Consider the following 18996-nt stretch of genomic DNA (forward strand, 5'->3'; position numbering starts at 1 on the left):
CACTACATTGAGACGATGAACGAACGGCAGTTGCAGATCCTGCGGGAACTCGGCGAACTGGGAAGCGTCACCGCGACCGCCGAGGCGCTGTTGATGACTCCCTCGGCAATCTCCCAACAACTACGGCTGCTGCAACGCTCGATCCCGGTCCCACTCACCGAACGTGACGGACGGCGGTTGGTGCTCACCGATGCCGGCCAAGCCCTGGCCGGTGCGGCGATCGAGGTGGAGACCGCGCTGGCCAGGGCGCGGCACACCATTGAGGAGTTCGTCGACCAGCCGGACGCGGATGTGTCTGTAGCGGCTTTCCACAGTGCGGCCGCGTCATTCTTCCCACTGCTGCTCGCCCAGGCCGGCCCTGGACGCCCGCAGCTCTCGCTCGCCGACCAGGACGTCGCACAAGACCATTTCCCGCGACTGACCAGGGACTACGACCTCGTACTCGCCCACCGTCTCGACCCGGCACCGCCGTGGCCGACCACGGTCACCGCCGGCACGCTGCTCCGTGAACCACTCGACATCGCGCTGCCGACCGGCCACCCCTTGGTCGCCAAACGACGCCTCACGCCGCGAGACGTCGCGGATCAGCCCTGGATCACCGTCAACGACGGCTTCCCGCTGATGGCCACCGTCGACGCCATCGCGACCGCCGCGAACCGACGCCTCGACATCGTCCATCGCATCAACGACTTCGCGGTGGTCGCCGAAGTCGTGGCCGCCGGAGGTGGCGTTGCCCTGATGCCACGCTGGACCACACGCCCGCACCCCGCAGTGATCCTCAGACCGCTCAGCGGCGTGCACGCCCGACGCCACATCGATGTGCTCCACCGCCCCGAACGTGCCGCACGGCGAGCCGTACGGATGGTGCTCACGGAATTGCACCGTGCGGCTGCGACCATCCAGAGCCGAGACGTCGGCGGCCGGACGACTACACCTGATCACTGACATCGGAGCTGTGGAAGTCGCCGACGCGAGTGAGGTGTCGGCGAGGCTCATCAGGCTTTCTTGGAGGGTTCGTCTTGGGCGCGGCCAGTCAGTACGGCCGCGGTCTGGGTGAGGTGCTGGGTCAGTACCTCGGCCGCCGTGTCGGCGTCGCGGGCGAGCGCCGCCTCCTCCAGGCGACGGTGCTCACCGATGGCGTCCCGGTCGGGGTTGTGGTGCGCGGACCAGCGACGAGCCAGTTCACTCGCGGTCCACATCCGGTCGAAGGTCTCCAGCAGAACGGGGTTGCCGCACCCCTCCAGCAGGGTGCGGTGGAAGACCCGGTGGGCTTCGGACCACGCGCTGCTGTAGTACTCGCCCTCTTCAGGTTCGAATGCAGGAGTGCGGGCCAGACGGTGGTGGGCGGCTCGTACGCGGGCTTCCCAGTCGACGTCGCCGCGCTCGACGGACATGCGCAGCAGGACCGGTTCGATGGTCCGACGGGCCTCCGTGATCTCCTGCCAGCGGCGGTCGGAAATGGCGGGGACGGCGAACCCGCGGTTGGGCAGCCGGTCGGCGAGGCCCTCGCCGACCACCCGTACGAGCGCTTCGCGCACGACGGCCAGGCTCACGCCCTGCTCCTTGGCGAGGTCCTGCGGTTTCAGGGCGTCACCGGGGGCGTGGTCTCCGCGCATGATCGCGTCCCGTAGGTGTGCGTAGACCTGTTCGGAGAGCATCTGCTTCCCCGGCTGCGAGGTCGAGGTGTGGGCCGTCTCGGTCATGCCCCTCAGCATAGACGATCCGGACGATAATCGATTATCCGTGTTATCGTCGATTCAGTGCTGGAGAGGAACACCAGCCGTACACCTGGAAGGAACGATGTGATGAGCGCCAACGACCCGTTCGCCCGCCTCCCCGAGGCAGCCTCCTTCACCGTCACCAGCACCACCGTCACCGACGGCGCCGCCTGGTCGCCCGAGCAGTTTTCCGGCATCTTCGGCGTCCCCGGCGGGAAGGACGTCTCCCCGCAGCTGTCCTGGAGCGGCGCTCCGGAAGGCACCAAGAGCTACGCCGTCACGGTCTACGACCCCGACGCCCCCACCGGGTCCGGGTTCTGGCACTGGGCGGTCGCCGACATCCCCGCCACCGTGACCGAGCTCGCCGAGGGCGCCGGCGACGACACCGGCTCGGGCCTGCCCGAAGGCGCCTTTCAGCTGCCGGGCGACGCCGGCGCCGCCCGCTTCATAGGCGCCGCCCCGCCGGCCGGGCACGGCCCGCACCGCTACTTCGTCGTGGTGCACGCCCTCGGCGTCGAGTCCATCGGCGTCGCGGCCGATGCCACCCCGGCCGTCCTCGGCTTCACCATGGCCGGACACATCCTCGGCCGCGCGGTCCTGACCGCCACCGCCGAGACCCCCGCCTGACGATCGACATGTCTCGACTCATCGACACCACGGCGATGTATCTCCGCACCATCCTGGAGCTCGAGGAGGAAGGCGCGGTCCCCCTGCGCGTCCGCATCAGCGAACGTCTGCACCAGAGCGGCCCCACCGTCAGCCAGACCGTGGCCCGGATGGAGCGTGACGGGCTGCTGCACGTCGCGCTCGATCGACGCCTGGAGTTGACGTCGGAGGGGCGTCGGCTCGCCACGCGCGTGATGCGCAAGCACCGGCTCGCGGAGTGCCTGCTCGTCGACGTGATCGGCCTGGAGTGGGAACAGGTGCACGCCGAAGCCTGCCGCTGGGAGCACGTGATGAGCGAGGCCGTGGAGCGGCGCGCGCTCCAACTGCTCGACCACCCCACCGAGTCGCCGTACGGCAACCCGATCCCGGGCCTGGAGGAACTCGGCGAGAAGAACACCGTGGATCTGCTTCCAGACGAAAGCATGGTCAGACTCAGCGACGTCCAGCCCGGGCCGAACGGCGCGAGGGCGGTCGTACGGCGCATAAGGGAGCTGATCCAAACCGACCCCCAACTGATGTACACCCTGCGGCAGGCCGGGGTGCGGCCCGGCGCGGTCGTGAGCGTGAGGCCATCGCCCGGCGGCGTGATGGTCGGCAACAGCGGGGAGGCCGCCGAACTCTCCACGCAGACCGCCGCGCACGTCTTCGTGACCCAACGCTGAGCCCAGTCAGGTGCCGGTCCGTTGCCGTCGCCCGTGCAGGCATGGAGATGGCCCTCGACCACGATCATGGTCGAGGGCCATCCTCGTCGACTCAGCGGAAGGTACTCATGAGGTTGCCCCACAGGTGACGGCCGGCCAATTCTCCCCGGCCTGCTGGGTCCTCGCCGCGAGTGAAGGTGTTCTGGACAACGAACGCACTCACCAGCCGGGCCCAGGATCACTCAACGAGCCGGGTTGAAATACACCTACGAGCCCTGCCTCAGCGTCAACGCTCGACGTCCGGCTTGCGACAAGTCGGGCCAGGTGCGCTTCAAGGACCTCGAGTTGCTCGGGCCCCATCTGTGCCGCCCAGCGCTCGCGCACATCGTCGAAGAGCGAGGCGCCCAGTGTCATCATGTCGTGGCCGTGGTTGGTGACCCGCAGCCGTTTGAGGCGGCCATCGCCCGGGTCGGGTTCCCGCTCGACGTATCCGAGTTTCTCCAGTGCGGTGATCGTCTTGGCGGCGCCCTGTTTGGAGACCGAGAGCCGGCGGCCGAGTTCTGAGGCTGTGTCCGCTCCCTCGTCGATGGCACGCAGGGCGAACTCGTGCGATGCGCGCACGCCCGGGTGCCCGCGGAGCTCCAGCTCGCCGTGCACGTCGTCCACCATCGCCTGGAAACCGCCGAGGAGAAGAAGCGCGAGTTCAGCGCCCGGTGAACGTGCCATGCGACGAAGCATACGAGAAACGAGGTCGACAACATGGTTGTCTATCTGTAGGTTGACAACCATGTTGTCGATCGAATCCAGGAGAACGATGAACCCCACTGCCGGCGGCGCCACCATCCCGGGAGTCGAACACCATCAGGTCAGCCTGAACGGGACCGAGCTGCACTACATATCGGCCGGGACCGTCGGCTCTCCCGTCATGCTGGTCCACGGCTTCCCCGAGACCTGGTGGGTCTTCCACAAGCTGATCCCTCTGCTCAGCAAGCACCACCGCGTATTCGCCCCCGACCTTCGCGGCTTCGGCGACTCCGCCACCGCCACCGCCACGCACGACAGCGTGACCGCGGCTCAGGACTTGAGTGAACTGATAGCGCGGCTCGACGCGGGCCCCGTCCACCTCACCGGCCAGGACATCAGCGGCCCCACCACTTTCCGAGTCACCGCCACCCGTCCCGACCTCGTACGGAGTTATGCGGCGATCGAGACCGGGCTGCCGGGGTTCGGCCTCGAAACACTCGCGGACGTGACCCACGGCGGCGTCTGGCACATCGGCGCGCTCGCCGCCCCGGGCATCCCCGAAATGCTGCTGGCCGGCCGAGAACGGGCATTTCTCGCGCAGTACGCAATCCCGTCGCTCTGCGTGACTCCCGACGCGTTCACCGATGACGACATCGACGAACTCGCCCGCTCCTACATGCGTCCCGACGCGTTCAACGGTGCGGCCGGACTGTATCGATCGATGCTCCGCGAAGGCGAGGAGATCCGCCGACTGGCATCCCGGAAACTCACCACGCCCGTACTCGCCGTCGGCGGCGGATCGGGCGAGTTCACCCCGGCGACCCTGCGTCAGGTCGCCGAGGACGTAAGCGCCCTCTCTCTCGAGAGGATCGGCCACTATGCGGCCATGGAAGCCCCCGACGAGCTCGCGGACGGCCTCCTGTCCTTCTACGAAAAGCTCGACAACCTGGGGTGACACGGGCCGGTCCACGATCACTGAAAACCGCCCCGGTCACCGGGAGCATCAGCGCGCGCCGGTAGCGCACCGAACCGGTGCCGCTCCGGCGCACGACCTGCTGCGGCTAGACCCGCGACACCGGGGCTCCCGGCGCCGGCGGCCCGGCGGGGACCGGCGGCGGATTCAGGCGCAGGGGCCGAAGTGCCTCGCTCCAGCGCAGCAGTTCGTCGAGCATCATCGTGGCTGCGGCCTCCATCTGTTCATCGGCCCGGAAACCCCCTTCACCCAGGTGCTTGAAGACGAACGGTATGGCCACGGACTCGGGGATCGGCATCATCTTGAGAGCCGTCGCGACCTGCTTGAGCACCTGCACGGAGCGCAGGCCGCCCGCGACGCCCCCGTAGCTGACGAAGCCGACGGGCTTGTAAAGCCATTCCGCGTACAGGAAGGAAAGGGCGTTCAACAGCGCGGCAGGAGGGCCGGAGTTGTATTCGGGGGTGACGAACACGAAAGCGTCGGCCTCGTCCACCGTCGCGCTCCACCTGCGCGTGTGCTCATGGGCGTACAGACCCGCACGCGGATGACCGGGTTCGTCCAGGAGCGGCAGGCCGATCTCGGCGAGATCGACGAGTTCGACGTCGAAGCCCCCGTGCTCCTTCGCCGTCTGGGCCGCCCACTGCCCGACGGGCAGTCCCAGTCGGCCGGGACGGGTGCTTCCGACAACAACGTGCAACTTCGGCATGGTTGAGCCTTTCTGAGGGTGTCCGTGTTCGAGTACGAACAGGCCTAGGGAGCCGACGACCGGTCAGGGTCGGCCGGCGGGCGGAGGGCCGGGAGGCATGGGCGGGGCGGACTTGTTGATGCCGCTCCAGTGCTCGACGAGCTGTTGCCCGCGCACGCGGTAGGCGTCGTACATGTAGTACGGGTAGAGCGCGCCGCTTCCGTCCGGTTCGACCTGGGGAAGCAGTGCGGCGATGACGACGATGTCGCCCTCGGCGACGATCAGCGCCGGCGGGATGAGGGGCTCGGCGGGCGGCGGGAGAGGGCCGTTCGGGAATCGGCTGCGCACGAACTCCTCCAGTCCCGCCCTGCCGGGCGGATAGTGGGAGACGTGCTGGAGGTAGTCGGCGGCGACGAACTCCTTGACCGCATCCGGGTTCTGAGCGTCGAAGACGCAGCGGTAGAAGTCCACGACCAGGCGCTTGTTCGCCTCGATGTCCAGCGAGGGGGATGACGAGACGGTGGTCGTTCGCGTCGCCGTACCCGGTGCTGGGGGCCGCGGTGGGGCGATCTTGTTGAGGGACGGCCACCGCTCGGTGATACGGCCGTCGCGGACCCGGTAGGTGGTGAACGCGTAGTAATCGAAGGTGGTGCCAGGGGCGTCCGGGTCCGGTTGCGGCAGGTAGTGGCAGACACAGACCAGGTCGTTCTCCCCGATGACGAACACCGGGTCCCGCGGCTCGGCGGCATCGGCCACACCCTGATCCGCCGTCGTTTCACGGCCGAACTCGTGGCGCAGGAACTCGGCGAACGCCTGCGCCCCATCAGGCACGTCGGCACCGTGCTGAACCAGGTCCGGAGCGACGTAGTCGGTAACCGCGTCGGCGTTTCTCGCGCCGAAGACATCGGTGAGGAACCGGCCGACCAGAAGCTTGTTGATCCGTGGCTGTTGCTCGAGTGATGTAGCCATACGAGCAACTAAACTGTACCGTACAGTTCAAGTCAACCTGAGCCTCGACACTTCCCCTCGCGAGCGGGAGTGTCCTAGAAGTTGACTCATCTGTTCGGAAATACAGGACGCTGGCAGGCGTCCTGCGGAGAAGGGGACCTCATGACTTTTCTGGATGCCGACGTCTGGCAGGAGCGGATCTTCTCGGGAGAGTGGACCAAGGCGACCGGGGAGTCGTACGACTCCACCGAGCCGGCGACCGGCAAGACCCTGGGCCGAGTCGCCGCCGCCACGCCCTACGACCTGGAGCGCACCGTGGAACGCGCCGTGCATGCTCAGCGCGACTGGGCGGCGCGGCCCTACGTCGAGCGGGCCCAGGTGCTGCGGCGGGCGGCGCGCCTGTTCGAGGAGCACCACGCCGAGATCGCGGAATGGATCGTGCGGGAGTCCGGTGCCCTGCGGCCGTTCGCCGACTTCCAGACCGCCAACGGAGCGGCCGAGGAGTGCTACGAGGCCGCAGCGCTGGCGGCCGCTCCGTACGGAGAGGTGCTGCGGTCCATCGAGGACCGGCTGTCGTTGTCGCGGCGTCGACCGGTGGGCGTGGTCGGGGTGATCTCCCCGTTCAACGCGCCGATGGTGCTGGCCATGCGCGCCGTCGCCCCCGCCCTGGCGCTGGGCAACGCCGTCATACTCAAGCCCGACCCGCGCACCGCCGTCTGCGGCGGCGTCACCATCGCCCGCGTCTTCGAGGAGGCGGGCCTGCCCGCCGGTGTGCTGCACATGCTGCCGGGCGGCGCGGACGTAGGCGCCGCGCTGGTGGACCACCCGCGCGTGCCCGTCATCGCCTTCACCGGCTCCACGCGGGCCGGAAAGGCGATCGCCACCTCGGCGGCGCAGCGGTTGAAGCGTGTCCACCTGGAACTCGGCGGCAACTCGGCGCTGGTCGTCCTGGACGACGCGGACCTGGAGAAGGCCGTCTCGGCCGGCGCGTTCGGCTCGTTCCACCACGCCGGGCAGGTGTGCATGGCCTCCAGCCGCCACCTGGTGCACGCCTCGATCGCCGGCGAGTACGCCGACCTGCTGGCCCAGCACGCGAACGCGGCCCCGGTCGGGGACCCGGCCACCGGGCAGGTCGCGTTGGGTCCGATGATCGACGACCGGCAGTTGCAGGCGGCCCACGCCATCGTCACCGACAGCGTGGCGACCGGTGCGCGGCTGGCCGCCGGCGGCACCTACGAGGGCTTGTTCTACCGGCCGACGGTGCTGGCCGACGTACCGCTGGAAGCCCGTGCCTACACGGAGGAGATCTTCGGTCCGGTCGCCCCGGTCGTGCCCTTCCAGGGTCTCGACGAAGCCGTCCGGCTGGCCACCGACACCGAGTACGGACTGTCGCTGGGCATCCTGACTCGGGACGTGGCCAAGGGCCTGGCGCTGGCCGACCGGATCCCCACCGGGCTCGTCCACATCAACGACCAGACCGTGAACGACGAGGCGACCGTCCCCTTCGGCGGTGTCGGCGAGTCCGGCAACGGCTCCCGGCACGGAGGGAGCGTCGCCAATCTGGATGCCTTCACCGAACAGCAGTGGGTCACCGTCCGCGGCGAGATCCCCGACTACCCCTTCTGACCCCGCGCCGATCCTCCGTCCCGGCACCCCACCCCCGCTTCACCCGCACTTGGAGCATCCCGATGACACCTCCTCCGCGACCAGGCCCGTCCCTGCCCGATCCCATGACGATCGCTCCGCGCGCCACCGCACACCCGCCCACCCCACAACTCGCCCAGGACGCCGCCAGCTGGGCACCCGGCAACAAGTTCCTGGAAGGACCCTTCACTCCCTGGACGGAGGAGAGCAACGCGTACGACCTGGACGTGGACGGCGAGATCCCGGGCGACCTCGCCGGTGCGCTGTTCCGTATCTCCGCCAACCCCCGCTTCACGCCGCGCGATCCCGACCGCTACCACTGGTGGGAGGGCGACGGCATGGTCTGCGGGATCTACCTGCGCGACGGGCGCGCCGCCTACCGCACCCGCTGGGTGCTGACGGACTCCATGAAGTTCGAGGTCGAGCAGGGCGAGGCGGTCTACAGCGGCTTCGCCAACGGCGGCAGTACGGCGCCGCTCCCCCAGGGCGCCCCGCCCGCGAAGAACGTCGCCAACACCAACGTCGGCATCTTCGACGACCACCTGCTGGTCTACTTCGAGGGCGGCCTGCCGTACTCGATGCACCCCGAAACCCTGGAGACGTACGGCACCCACGACTTCCACGGCGGCATCGACGTCCTGTGCACCGCCCACTACAAGATCGACCCCGACAGCGGCGACATGCTCTTCTTCGCCGCCACCGGACCGACCATCACCTGGTACCGGGCGGACGTGAAGACCGGGCACGTCGTCGACAGCCACAGCTTCGACATCAAGGTGCCGGTGCTGATGCACGACTTCGCCGTCAGCGACAACTACGCGATCTTCTTCGTCACACCGGCCCAGTTCCGCCTCGACCACATCATGCGGGGCGAGCCGGGCGTGGTCTGGGACGAGGCGTCACTGCCGCACGGCGTGCAGATCGTGCTCATGAACCGGCGCACACACGCCGTCAGTTGGCACGAAGTGGGCGGCCAGTGGGCCAACTCCCACTTCTACAACGCCTACGAGGAGAACGGCCAGGTCGTCATCGACGGGCACCGCATCACCCGCCTGGGCACGCCGGCCGACCGGCTGGAGACTCCGGTGACGTCCCACTCCTGGTTCCCTCCCGCGCTCCCCCACCGCTGGCGCGTGGACCTGGCGACCGGCCGGGCGACGGAGGAGATGGTCGGCGGCGTCGCCGGAGAGTTCCCGAGGATCAACGACGCCTACACGGGCCGCCCGCATCGCTACGGATATTTCGTCACCACCCGCTACCTGGCCGACGACACCATGAGCGACGGTCTCGCCAAGCACGACCACCTGCGCGACCGCACCACGATCGTCGAGGGACCGGAGCACCTCACCAACCCGGGCGAGCCGGTCTTCGTCGCCCGCGACAACGCCACCGCCGAGGACGACGGCTACCTGCTCACCCTGTGGTGGAACCGCGAGACCGGCCTGAGCGAACTCCTCATCCACGACGCCGCCGACCTGCGACGCACCCCGCTGGCCCGGGTGAAGCTGCCCAGCCGCGTGCCCTTCGGCTTCCACGGCAACTGGGCCGACCAGTCCACGCTCGACCAGGCCGTGGCCGCCCGCGGCGACGCGAACTGACCTGCCCACCGCACTGCGCGTTCGACGTTTTGAAAGGAGACGTCCATGGCTATCACCGGCCTGGGACACACCGGATTCTGGGTGGACGACCTGGAGACGATGCGTGACTTCTACACCCGTGTCATGGGGTTGACCGTGACCGACGAGGACACGGAGCTCGGCATCGTGTTCTTCTCCTCGCGGCCCGACGAGGAGCACCACGAGTTCGTGCTCCAGCGGGGCCGGACCGCACCGCCGGGGTCCAAGCTGACCCACCAGGTGTCGTGGCGGGTCGACTCACTGGAGACGATCATCGACTTCCACCACCGGTTCCGTGCCGAAGGCATCGAGGTGCAGCAGGAGGTCACGCACGGAAACGCCATCGGCATCTACTTCTTCGATCCCGAGGGCAACCGCAACGAGGTGTATCTGCGGATCGAACGCGATGTGCGCCAGCCGTTCCGCAAGACCATCGACCTCGACCAGGATCCCGCCGCCGTGCTCGCCGAGGCCGAACACCTCCTCTCCGACGGTGGCGCCGCCTACCAGCCGGTTCAATGACGGTGGCGTCCTCGGGACGCCGCGGGCGCCGGGATCCCGGTGCGCAGCCGCAGCTCTGGTGCGTGAACTGCTGCGCCCGTACCGCGAGATCGGCGCCCCCCAATCGACCGAGGCGCCGATCCTCGCCGCCGCCTCATCCGCTTCCTCAGGAGAACCCTCATGAGACTGAGTACCGTCCGTCTGCCCTCTCCCGATCCCGACGTGCCGCTCACTGCTGCTGCCCGCCATGACGGCGACGAACTGGTCCTGCTGCCGTACGAGGACATCGGCGCCCTGCTGGCGAGCGGAGAGGACTGGCACCATCGCGCCGCAGCGGCCGACGGCGAACGGATGTGGTTGGACGGGGCGTCCTTCGCTCCCGTCGTCCCGCACCCCAACAAGATCGTGTGCCTCGGCCTGAACTACGCCACGCACATCAAGGAGATGGGCCGCCCCACCCCGACTCACCCCACGCTCTTCGCCAAGTTCGACGGGGCGCTGGTCGGTGCCCACGACGATGTCCACATGCCGTCCGTCAGCGACGACCTCGACTGGGAGGCGGAGCTCGGTGTCGTGATCGGACGCCGAGCCAGGCGCGTCACCCGGGACGACGCGCTCGCCCACGTGGGCGGCTACACCGTGGTCAACGACGTGACCGTACGGGACTGGCAGCATCGCACCCGGGAGTTCCTCTCCGGGAAGACGTTCGAGGCGACGACCCCGGTCGGTCCTGCGCTCGTGACTCCGGACGAACTCCCCCCGGGCGCATCGGGATTGACCGTCGGCTGCAGCGTGGACGGCCACACCATGCAGAAGTCCAACACGTCCGACCTGCTCTTCGACGTCGCCGCGATCATCGCCTACATCAGCACCATCATCACGCTGGTGCCCGGCGATCTGATAGCCACCGGGACACCGGGCGGAGTGGGGGCGGGACGCGACCCCAAGGTCTTCCTGCGCCCCGGGCAGGAGCTGGTCACGTTCGTCGAGGGCGTGGGCGAGCTGCGCAACACCGTCGTCAAGGACCAGTTGTGACCTGAGGCTGGCGGGAGACACCTGCACGGTATGGTGTCCCCTATGTCAGGATCAGCGTCCCCCAGCTATCGCGAACGCAACTCCACGGCCGACCGGGCCCTCGACATCCTGATGATGTTCGACGACGCCCATCTCGTCATTTCCGGTAGCGCCGTCGCCGAGCGCCTGGGGGTCGCCCGTTCGACCGCCTACCGGTACCTGCAGTCCCTGGTGAGCAGCAGGTTCCTGGAAGAGGCGCCGGGTGGCGGCTTCCGGCTCGGGCTGCGCGTGCTGGAGATCGGCCGGCTGGCACGGCGCAGTTACGGACTCTCCGACATCGCCGTTCCGGCGATGACCGAACTGTCCGAGGACGTGTCCGAGACCGTGCTGTTGACCCGCCGTTCCGGGGAACTGGTCGTCTGCGTCGACCGCACGGAGGCCACCACACGGGCAGTACGCATCTCCTACGAGCGCGGCAGCACCCTCCCGCTCAACGCCGGCGCCTCCGCGCTCGTCCTGCTGGCCTGGATCCCGCAGGACGAGGCGCGCCGACTGCTGGAGGCAGCCGAGCTGAGGCGTTTCACGCCGGCCACGCTCACCGACGTGGACACCCTCATGGACCGGCTCGCGCACATCCGTCGCGCCGGGTATTCCGTCACCCGCGGTGAGTTCGACCCCGATGTGACGGGCGTGGCGGCACCGGTCCGGGACGCCGAGCAGAGGGTGGTCGCCGCGGTGAGCGTCGCCGCGCTCGCCTCCAGGGTGTTTCCCGAGGCGGAGGCGGAACTGACGCGGAAGGTGCTGGCCACGGCCGGGAGAATCACTGACCGCCTGACCGTCGTCGGAGGGTGAGAGCGACACTCCGACGCTCTCAGCCTCCGCTCGGGCGAGGTGATGGGCGTGCCCTTCAGGAAACGGGCTGCATGGGCGCTGCCTCCGAGTGACGGGCACTGCGACGGCGTCCCGCCATGCTGGAAGCCCATCCCAGGAAGAAGGTGCCGGGAACGGCGATGATGGCCGGGCCGATCTGGTCGAGACGCGTGAGATCGACACCAGGGAAGAGCGCTGCGGGGATTCCGGAAAATGAGGGGGACATCATGTACAGGAACACCGTGAGACCTGTCCCTCCATACAGTGTCCAGAGCAGCCCGGTGCGGTTGTAACCCTTCCAGAAGAAGCTGTACAGAAGAGCTGGGGCCACGGCGGATGCGGCTGTCGCGGCGCTGACGGCGCCCAGAAATACCGCGGAGTGACCCTGCCACATCACGGCGATCACAATTCCAGCAGTGCCGAAGACGAAGACGCTGGCACGAGCCGCCAGGATCTCTTTCCCGGAATGCTGCTCGTCGTCTCTTCCGAAATTGCCATAGACGTCCTTGGCTATCGCGCCAGCCGCGGCGACGGTACTTCCACCGACGACCGCGAGCACGCTGAGGAAAACCGCGCAGGCGACTGCGGTGAACAACGTGCGCCCGCCGTCCAGGTTGTGCGCCAGGAGCATCAGAGCCCCGTCGCCCTCTCCGTTCCCGGACGAGATCCTTCCGGTACCCACCAGGGCGGAAGCCGCCATGCCGACAATGACGATGGCCAAGGACAGCAGGGCGATGAGAAACGTCGCGTACTTGACTGAGCGTCGCGCGGCAGCAGGATCTTTTGCACCGTGAATTCGGACTAGGACATGCGGCATACATGCGCTGCCCAGGATGAGGATGAATCGCTCCCCAAGCCAATTGAGATGCGCTGCCGTCCCTGTCCCGTTCATCGTGCCCGAGCTGAAATAGCTACCGGGCTTGGCACTGCCGGAGTCCGCCTGCGAAAGGAGGGACCCGAGGTTCCCGTGGAACTTGGCGACAACTGCGAGAGCGGTCACTGCCATGGCCAGCAGGACCACGACTGCGGCGAGGACCTGCACAGCCGTGAGTCCCTTGATACCGCTCAGCATCACGCAGGTCACCATCAAACCACCGATGACCACAGTGCAGACCTGTTGCGCTCCCGTGCCCGGGAACCCGAGCAGGTCCGCGGTCACGCTGCCCGCCGCGATGAGCTGCACGACCAGAAACGGGCCGGCGATGGCCAGGGTGGTCACGGCGGCGGCAATTCGCGGTGCGGCACCAGGGGCCTGAACCGAGAAGATGTCTCCGAGAGTCTGGGCGTCACGCAGTCGGATGGGCCTGGCCAGCACGATGAGCAGCCCGAAGGACAGCAGGACGTTCGTGACGTCCGTCATTCCGTCGAACCCGAACGTTGCCACCGTCGCGGTGCTGTTCAGCAGCAACGGCGCCGACACGAAACTGCCCGCTATCGCCAGACCGCCCACCAGCGGCGAGCGTTTGCCGCCTCCCACATAGAATTCCTTCGGAGTGTCCGATTCAAGACCGGAAAAGACGGAAAGGAAGAGGACGATCGCGATGAACAGCAGAAAGACGACTATGATGGGAGAATTTTCCCGAAGGTCTGCCGCCAGCACGAAATCGAGACTGTTCACCATGTCGTTTCCTCGCGTCTGCTTCTTCTGTCCAGGTGATGCAAGGTAGCCAGGAGGGTCGCCACCTGAGTGAGACACAGGAGGATCCCCAAGGGGATGCCCGGAGTGCCGAACGTACGGATACCTGACAGATTCCCGGATGTACCGAAAACGATCTCGACCGCGAGGAGTGCGATGTTGGGAGCTAGATATCTGGTCTCCAGGTGCCATTTCCTGCGAGGAACGCCGTGCCCGCCGGATGAATGTTTCGGTCCTGAGTCTTCCTGCGCCGGCTGCAGGTAGAAGCCTTCTTGCATGGGACATCTCCACACGGAGGTATGGCGAGCACGGCCGGCGGCAGACGCGCAGGGAGCGGCGTTGCGCCCACAGTGTCCGCTCAGACTGCTGGTGCGAGCGATGACGATACCCCCAAAACGCGAACCTGTCCTCTATAGCGAGCGAGCTGTTCTGTTTAACGAGACAGTGGAGGCTTGGGTCGCTGAACCCGGCAGGATGAACACACGCTCATCGTGATCGGCGGACTGCCCGGCACAGGCAAGCCCACCCTGGCGCGACTGCTGGCCGCGCGCATCGACGCGGTCCACCTACGCATCGACACCATCGAACAGGCCATCGTCCGCTCCGGCGTTGCGTCGTCCGCACCGCCGTACGCCTGTCCAAGGGCGGCACCGATCACGGCACTGATTCGGCCGCGGTCGACCAGGAGGTTCGCCGGGAGCGTCTCCTCAGCCATCGAACGGCGACAAGTTGACTGCCAAACCCGGAGCCCTCGGGCTCACCGAGCCTACGAATGACCGGCCTAGGCTCGCGCTGGACTGGTAGGACAAGCCCGTGTCCGCCCCGCCGATCCCGTTGACACGCAGAAGGCCAACGGGATCGGCGGGCAGGTCAGTGGCGGGCGAACTGGACCCGCGTGGGCTGGACGGCATCAGGCCGCAACGTGATCCCGTTGACGGTCAGTTGTTCTCCGTAGATGTCGGTGAGCCTGATCGCGCCGCCGCATCCGCTGCCGTCGGGGGAAAGGAAGTAGTTGTAGTCGGTGCGGGCAAGTTGGCGCCAGCCACCGCCGACGCGGACCTCCAGCCGAGCGAGCGGGTTGCGGTGGCCGATTGCCTGGATGCCGCACCAGTAGGGGCTGGAGCCGTTCTTGTAGCGGATCGAGATCGTGCCCGCCGTGTCGGGGCTCAACAGGCTCCAGGTGATCGCGATCCGGCCCGTCGAGACAGGGACCAGTTTGGCGAAAGCCTGTTCGCTGAGGTCGAGTTGACCGGGCGCGCAGGGCAGCGGACATTCGTTGGTGATCCGGACCGTGACGGAGGCGCCGCTCGCCGTCCGAACGAGCACGTATGCCCCGCAGGCTCTGGACGTCTCGTAGTCGGTGGTATTCATCGCCGCGATCATCATGTCGCCGCTCGGCCCGTACGAGCAGGCGCCGTCCCCTACCCCGGCCTTGTAGACCGTGGCGACTCCCTGGTACGTGGTCTTGGGCCGGATTCGCCCGGCCAAGGATGTCGTGACGGGACCCGTCCGTGGCCGAGCCGATGACCGCGCCGGCGAGGCGGTAGGAGAGGTCTTCGGCGTGGCCGCGGGGCTCGTCCGAGCACTCGGTGAGGCAGCGGACGGAGACGGCGTGGACGGCTTCCGCCCTGGCGACGTCGGCGCAGCCGTCCCCTTGTACTCGGCAACGGCCGTGGCCGAGGCCTGCCCCTCATCGGCCTTGCGGTCGGGTTTCATTGCCACGACCAGGCAGACCAGAAGTCCAGCGGCGACCAACACCGCGGTAGTGCCCATCATCAGTCCGCGTCGGCGTCTGCGCTGCCGCGCGGCCTGTCTTGTTCCCTGCATGTGCATCCGTTCGGAAGAGCGAGCCGGTGTTTCGCTGCTCAGTAGCCGCGCGAGGCGAAAAGGTTGCCGTCGATCTTCCATCGAATCGGATCACGGGAGGTCGACAGCCAGCGCACAAAGCCCGCTCTGCGACGAAGGACCGTCTCGCGAGGCGACAACAAGGCACCCGAACGGGCCCTGCTCCGGGCGGAATACAGGCCCACTTCTTCAACTACTCAGTCTGTCCTCCGCCTTTGACCACGGCGGTCCCAGCTGACGGGGACTGCCGGTCGGCGATGTCGGCAGGGCTCAGCACACAGAACTCGTGACCGTCGGGGTCGGCCATCACCACCCAGTCGACGTCCCCTTGGCCTATGTCGATCCGCGTTGCCCCGAGGGAGACGAGCCGGTCGACCTCCGTCTGCTGGTCACTGCCGGCCGGTGGAGCGAGGTCGAAGTGCAGCCGTTCCTTCCCCGTCTTCGGCATCAGGGGTGGACCACCCCACGTGACCTTCGGACCACCCTGCGGTGAGCGGATCGCGGTCTCCTCGTCCTGGTCCCAGACCAGCGGCCAGCCCAGCGCTCGACTCCAGAAGTACCCGGTCTCTTGCGAACCGTCGCCCGCCAGCGCCCCGATGAATCCACACTCGGCGAGGAAACTGTTGCCCGGCTCGGTGACACAGAACTCATTGCCCTCGGGGTCGGCGAGCACGACATGCCCCTCCTCCGGGCGTTGGCCGATGTCGATGTGCCGGGCGCCAAGTTGGAGCGCCCTCTCCACCACGTGCTTCTGATCGTCGAGGGACGTGCTCGTCAGATCGAAGTGCATGTGGTTCTGACCCGTCTTCCGCTCCTGGGTCGGGAGGAAGCGGAGCCGGAACCCGGTGTCATCGCTGGGAAGCAGTGTGATGCCGTCGGAGGTGTCGTCAGAGGTCTCCCAGCGGAGAAAGTCCGCCCAGAAGCGCGCGAGACGGAGCGGGTCGTGCGCATCGAAGCAGAGCGCGTGCAGCTGAGAAGTCATCGGTAGCTCTCCTGGTAGAGGCAGGCGGCTCGTGCTGGAGCCTGCCCAGCCGTTGCCACCCGGTCAACTGATTAAGCCCCACGCTCGACTGCTGCTGAGCACACGCGAAACGGCAGTCCGTCCACGACCTCACAGGCTCACGAGGAGGCCCCGGGGAACGATGCCTTGGGGCTCCGCTGACGTACCAGATTGTTTCCCGCCTCGCGGACATCTACAGGGGCCGGCTGACCACTGCGGTGACGTCCGCGTCGACGGTGGCCGTCTGGTACCTGGGCGCATGGTTGCGGTCCCGCGATGCACTTGGTGTGCTACTTCGTCGCCCTCGACGACACGCGGGGTCGGCTGCTGCTCGTCGCACACCGCAAGGCGGGCTGTGGCTGCCGGCCGGCGGGCCCGTCGAGCCGGGTGAGAACCCGCGGTCCGCGATGGTCCGTTGAGAGCCGACGTCGCCGCGGAGGGCCTCCGTATCGGATCAACCATCTCAACCGTCGACGAGCCCGCGAAGGAGTCCCAGGCCCGTCTCCCAATCGCCCACGTCGCTACCGGAGTTGATGTGGCCGTGGCTTCCGATGAGATGCCATTGCGCCCGCCACTCGCGCGCGAAAAGGGCGGACGTCGTCGGGTCGCAATACGGGTCGTCGTCGCTGGCCGCCACCAGGCTCGGGCACGGCAGCGGGCGAGCGGACAGGTCCACGAACGTCGATGCGGCCTCACGTGGGAACGCCGATCCCCGGGGATCGGGCGGGGCGACCAGGAACGCGGCCTCCGTGCCGGTTCGCGCCTGCTCCAGCCAGTGCGCGGCTGCCCAGCAGCCCAGGCTGTGAGCCACCAACACCACCTGCCGGTCGCGCCGGGAGGCGATCCCGTAGGCGGCCTGGATCGCGGCAACCCAGTCCGACAGGTCCGGCGCACTCCACGAGGCCGGCGCGACCCGGACCGCTGCGGGACCCCATCGCTGCTCCCACAAGGTCTGCCAGTGCTTCTCATCCGAACCGTCGATCCCAGGGATGATGACGTACGCGACCATCGCCTGCCCCTCTTCCCATCGTGACCTCCGCACATCGCGGGGGCACCCCGGGGTGAGTCTCGATGGACCAGCGGCAACGATCGAGCTCAGCAAGTGATCTCAAAGAAAGTGGCGGTCACAACGATGGAATCACTCGACGAGATCGACCGAGCCATCCTGGAACTGCTCCAGACCGACGGCCGGCTCACCGGAGCCGAGGTCGGACGCCGAGTCGGGCTGTCCCAACCGGCGGCCGGCGCCCGCATCCAGCGCCTGGAGAAGAACGGGATCATCACCGGCTACCGCGCCGTCGTCGCCCCGGCCGCGGTCGGACTGAACATCCATGCCGTCGTCCGACTGCGCACCACCCACGCGCAGTTGTCCCAAGCCCTCGCCCTTGCCGCCCGGACGCCCGAGGTCACCTCGACCCTCCGGGTGACCGGCGAGGACTGCCTGCTGCTCGACGTGCACTGTTCCCACGCCGAACGCCTTGAACAGGTCGTCGACTCCCTCGCCCGATACGGACCGGTCACCACGTCGCTCGTCCTGCGCAGCTACCCGCCCAAGGCGTTGCCTACGACAGCGTCAACAGGGTTCTGACCGGCGGCACTTGGCCCGCACTCCCCTTGCCCGAAGACCCTCCGCCTACCCGAAGACCCTCCGCTTGATTTCCTGGCGGTAGTCCTCAAGCGTCCTGTCGAGGTGCACGGCGGTGGCCTGCGCCGCGGCTTCCGGCCGGCCGTCACGTACGGCTTCGTAGATGGCGGCGTGCTCCTCGACGGCAGCCTCGGACTGAGCAGTGAGCGTGTCGTGGATACCGAGGGCACTGGACTGTCTCTGCAGCCGACGTGCGTCGCGCACGGCGTCCACCAGGAAGCTGTTGTGGGAGGCTGCCGCGACTGCGGCGTGGAAGTCGTCGTCGGCCTGGTTGAACACCTCGACCTGCCCGTGGACGAAACCGTGACGGCACGTCTCCACGGCCACCTCCATCGCCCGGAGTTCAGCAGGGGTCGCACTCGTCGCCGCGATGCTGGCCGCGGCCATCTCCTGGATCCTGCGGAACTGGAACAGCATGAAGATGTGGTCCAGGTCGGTGGGCCGGAAGAACCCGCCCCAGCGACTGGCACTCAGCATGCCTTCGTCGTCCGCGACGAAGAGACCACGGCCCTTGTGCGCCCGGATCCGCCCGAGGGCGGAAAGGATCTTGACGGCCTCGCGCACCACCGCCCTGCTGGTGCCCAACCGCCCGGCCAGATCGTTCTCTGTCGGCAGCCGGTCGCCGGGGGCCAGACCCGACTCGGCGATGAACTCCAGGATCCGCTCCGCTACGAGCTCATAGCCCGGACGGTAGTCGCGCCCCGTGTCCGCCCCTCCACCCAAAGCCGTCACCCCTGTCGCTGGTCTCACAGAGCGAGCCCGCCCCTGCGTGGTCACTCTACTGAACACTTCGCTCGGTCAAATGAATCGTACTTATCTTGCAGGGACTCCGGCAACTACTCGACACCGC

The 18996-nt window shown here is 67.8% G+C and carries 19 protein-coding genes and 1 pseudogene; 11 read left to right on the plus strand and 9 right to left on the minus strand.

The window, feature by feature from the left end; genetic code table 11:
- The first annotated feature begins 15 nt into the window (after nt 1-15).
- Entirely contained in the window at nt 16-945 is a 930-nt protein-coding gene (locus ACWDR3_RS20535) for a LysR family transcriptional regulator (protein ID WP_450353925.1), read from the plus strand.
- Nucleotides 946-995: 50 nt separating this feature from the next.
- Here ACWDR3_RS20535 and ACWDR3_RS20540 read toward each other — a convergent pair whose 3' ends face one another.
- Nucleotides 996-1703 carry a GntR family transcriptional regulator gene (locus ACWDR3_RS20540; protein WP_450353926.1) on the minus strand — a complete coding sequence of 236 codons (708 nt, stop codon included), beginning with the start codon at nt 1701-1703 and terminating at the stop codon, nt 996-998.
- Between the two features lie 102 nt (nt 1704-1805).
- On the opposite strand from ACWDR3_RS20540, the gene ACWDR3_RS20545 reads away from it, so the two are divergent.
- Nucleotides 1806-2345 carry a YbhB/YbcL family Raf kinase inhibitor-like protein gene (locus ACWDR3_RS20545; RefSeq protein ID WP_450353927.1) on the plus strand — a complete coding sequence of 180 codons (540 nt, stop codon included), beginning with the start codon at nt 1806-1808 and terminating at the stop codon, nt 2343-2345.
- A gap of 8 nt (nt 2346-2353) precedes the next feature.
- A complete protein-coding gene (locus tag ACWDR3_RS20550) occupies nt 2354-3046 on the plus strand; it encodes a metal-dependent transcriptional regulator (RefSeq protein WP_450353928.1) in 693 nt (230 codons plus the stop codon).
- Nucleotides 3047-3244: 198 nt separating this feature from the next.
- Here the strand turns inward: ACWDR3_RS20550 and ACWDR3_RS20555 are convergent, their stop codons facing one another.
- Nucleotides 3245-3751: a MarR family winged helix-turn-helix transcriptional regulator gene (locus ACWDR3_RS20555; RefSeq protein ID WP_450353929.1), complete on the minus strand. Its 507-nt coding sequence runs from the start codon at nt 3749-3751 to the stop codon at nt 3245-3247.
- 88 nt (nt 3752-3839) lie between these two features.
- On the opposite strand from ACWDR3_RS20555, the gene ACWDR3_RS20560 reads away from it, so the two are divergent.
- On the plus strand, nt 3840-4724 hold the full coding sequence (locus ACWDR3_RS20560) for an alpha/beta fold hydrolase (protein WP_450353930.1): 885 nt from the start codon (nt 3840-3842) through the stop codon (nt 4722-4724).
- 106 nt (nt 4725-4830) lie between these two features.
- Here the strand turns inward: ACWDR3_RS20560 and ACWDR3_RS20565 are convergent, their stop codons facing one another.
- Both ACWDR3_RS20565 and ACWDR3_RS20570 read right to left on the minus strand, forming a co-directional pair.
- Nucleotides 4831-5448, minus strand: a complete 618-nt coding sequence (locus ACWDR3_RS20565; protein WP_450353931.1) for an NADPH-dependent FMN reductase — start codon at nt 5446-5448, stop codon at nt 4831-4833.
- Between the two features lie 63 nt (nt 5449-5511).
- Nucleotides 5512-6396 carry a nuclear transport factor 2 family protein gene (locus tag ACWDR3_RS20570; RefSeq protein ID WP_450353932.1) on the minus strand — a complete coding sequence of 295 codons (885 nt, stop codon included), beginning with the start codon at nt 6394-6396 and terminating at the stop codon, nt 5512-5514.
- Nucleotides 6397-6537: 141 nt separating this feature from the next.
- Between ACWDR3_RS20570 and ACWDR3_RS20575 the strand changes: the two genes are divergently transcribed.
- From ACWDR3_RS20575 to ACWDR3_RS20595, 5 genes are all read left to right on the plus strand, one after another.
- On the plus strand, nt 6538-8001 hold the full coding sequence (locus ACWDR3_RS20575) for a benzaldehyde dehydrogenase (RefSeq protein WP_450353933.1): 1464 nt from the start codon (nt 6538-6540) through the stop codon (nt 7999-8001).
- Nucleotides 8002-8105: 104 nt separating this feature from the next.
- Nucleotides 8106-9617 carry a carotenoid oxygenase family protein gene (locus tag ACWDR3_RS20580; RefSeq protein ID WP_450353934.1) on the plus strand — a complete coding sequence of 504 codons (1512 nt, stop codon included), beginning with the start codon at nt 8106-8108 and terminating at the stop codon, nt 9615-9617.
- Nucleotides 9618-9662: 45 nt separating this feature from the next.
- Complete coding sequence (locus tag ACWDR3_RS20585) at nt 9663-10157, plus strand: VOC family protein (protein WP_450353935.1); 495 nt, start codon at nt 9663-9665, stop codon at nt 10155-10157.
- Between the two features lie 159 nt (nt 10158-10316).
- Complete coding sequence (locus tag ACWDR3_RS20590) at nt 10317-11171, plus strand: fumarylacetoacetate hydrolase family protein (protein WP_450353936.1); 855 nt, start codon at nt 10317-10319, stop codon at nt 11169-11171.
- Between the two features lie 42 nt (nt 11172-11213).
- Nucleotides 11214-12002 (plus strand): IclR family transcriptional regulator, encoded by a 789-nt coding sequence (locus ACWDR3_RS20595; protein ID WP_450353937.1) that lies wholly within the window; start codon nt 11214-11216, stop codon nt 12000-12002.
- A gap of 55 nt (nt 12003-12057) precedes the next feature.
- Here ACWDR3_RS20595 and ACWDR3_RS20600 read toward each other — a convergent pair whose 3' ends face one another.
- Complete coding sequence (locus tag ACWDR3_RS20600) at nt 12058-13641, minus strand: sodium:solute symporter family transporter (RefSeq protein ID WP_450353938.1); 1584 nt, start codon at nt 13639-13641, stop codon at nt 12058-12060.
- Nucleotides 13642-14144: 503 nt separating this feature from the next.
- On the opposite strand from ACWDR3_RS20600, the pseudogene ACWDR3_RS20605 reads away from it, so the two are divergent.
- Nucleotides 14145-14270: pseudogene (locus ACWDR3_RS20605) on the plus strand (AAA family ATPase); the annotation flags it as partial.
- Between the two features lie 256 nt (nt 14271-14526).
- On the opposite strand, the gene ACWDR3_RS20610 reads toward ACWDR3_RS20605, so the two are convergent.
- From ACWDR3_RS20610 to ACWDR3_RS20620, 3 genes are all read right to left on the minus strand, one after another.
- The gene (locus tag ACWDR3_RS20610; RefSeq protein WP_450353939.1) at nt 14527-15144 is read right to left on the minus strand and encodes an expansin EXLX1 family cellulose-binding protein; all 618 of its coding nucleotides are present in this window, start codon (nt 15142-15144) and stop codon (nt 14527-14529) included.
- 550 nt (nt 15145-15694) lie between these two features.
- Entirely contained in the window at nt 15695-16483 is a 789-nt protein-coding gene (locus ACWDR3_RS20615) for a VOC family protein (protein WP_450353940.1), read from the minus strand.
- A gap of 481 nt (nt 16484-16964) precedes the next feature.
- Nucleotides 16965-17510, minus strand: coding sequence for an RBBP9/YdeN family alpha/beta hydrolase (locus ACWDR3_RS20620; RefSeq protein ID WP_450353941.1), 546 nt, complete (start codon nt 17508-17510; stop codon nt 16965-16967).
- A gap of 123 nt (nt 17511-17633) precedes the next feature.
- Between ACWDR3_RS20620 and ACWDR3_RS20625 the strand changes: the two genes are divergently transcribed.
- Nucleotides 17634-18089, plus strand: a complete 456-nt coding sequence (locus ACWDR3_RS20625; protein ID WP_450353942.1) for an Lrp/AsnC family transcriptional regulator — start codon at nt 17634-17636, stop codon at nt 18087-18089.
- Between the two features lie 45 nt (nt 18090-18134).
- Here the strand turns inward: ACWDR3_RS20625 and ACWDR3_RS20630 are convergent, their stop codons facing one another.
- On the minus strand, nt 18135-18869 hold the full coding sequence (locus ACWDR3_RS20630) for a FadR/GntR family transcriptional regulator (protein ID WP_450353943.1): 735 nt from the start codon (nt 18867-18869) through the stop codon (nt 18135-18137).
- Between the last annotated feature and the right edge of the window lie 127 nt (nt 18870-18996).

Source organism: Streptomyces sp. NPDC001002, from assembly GCF_053599215.1.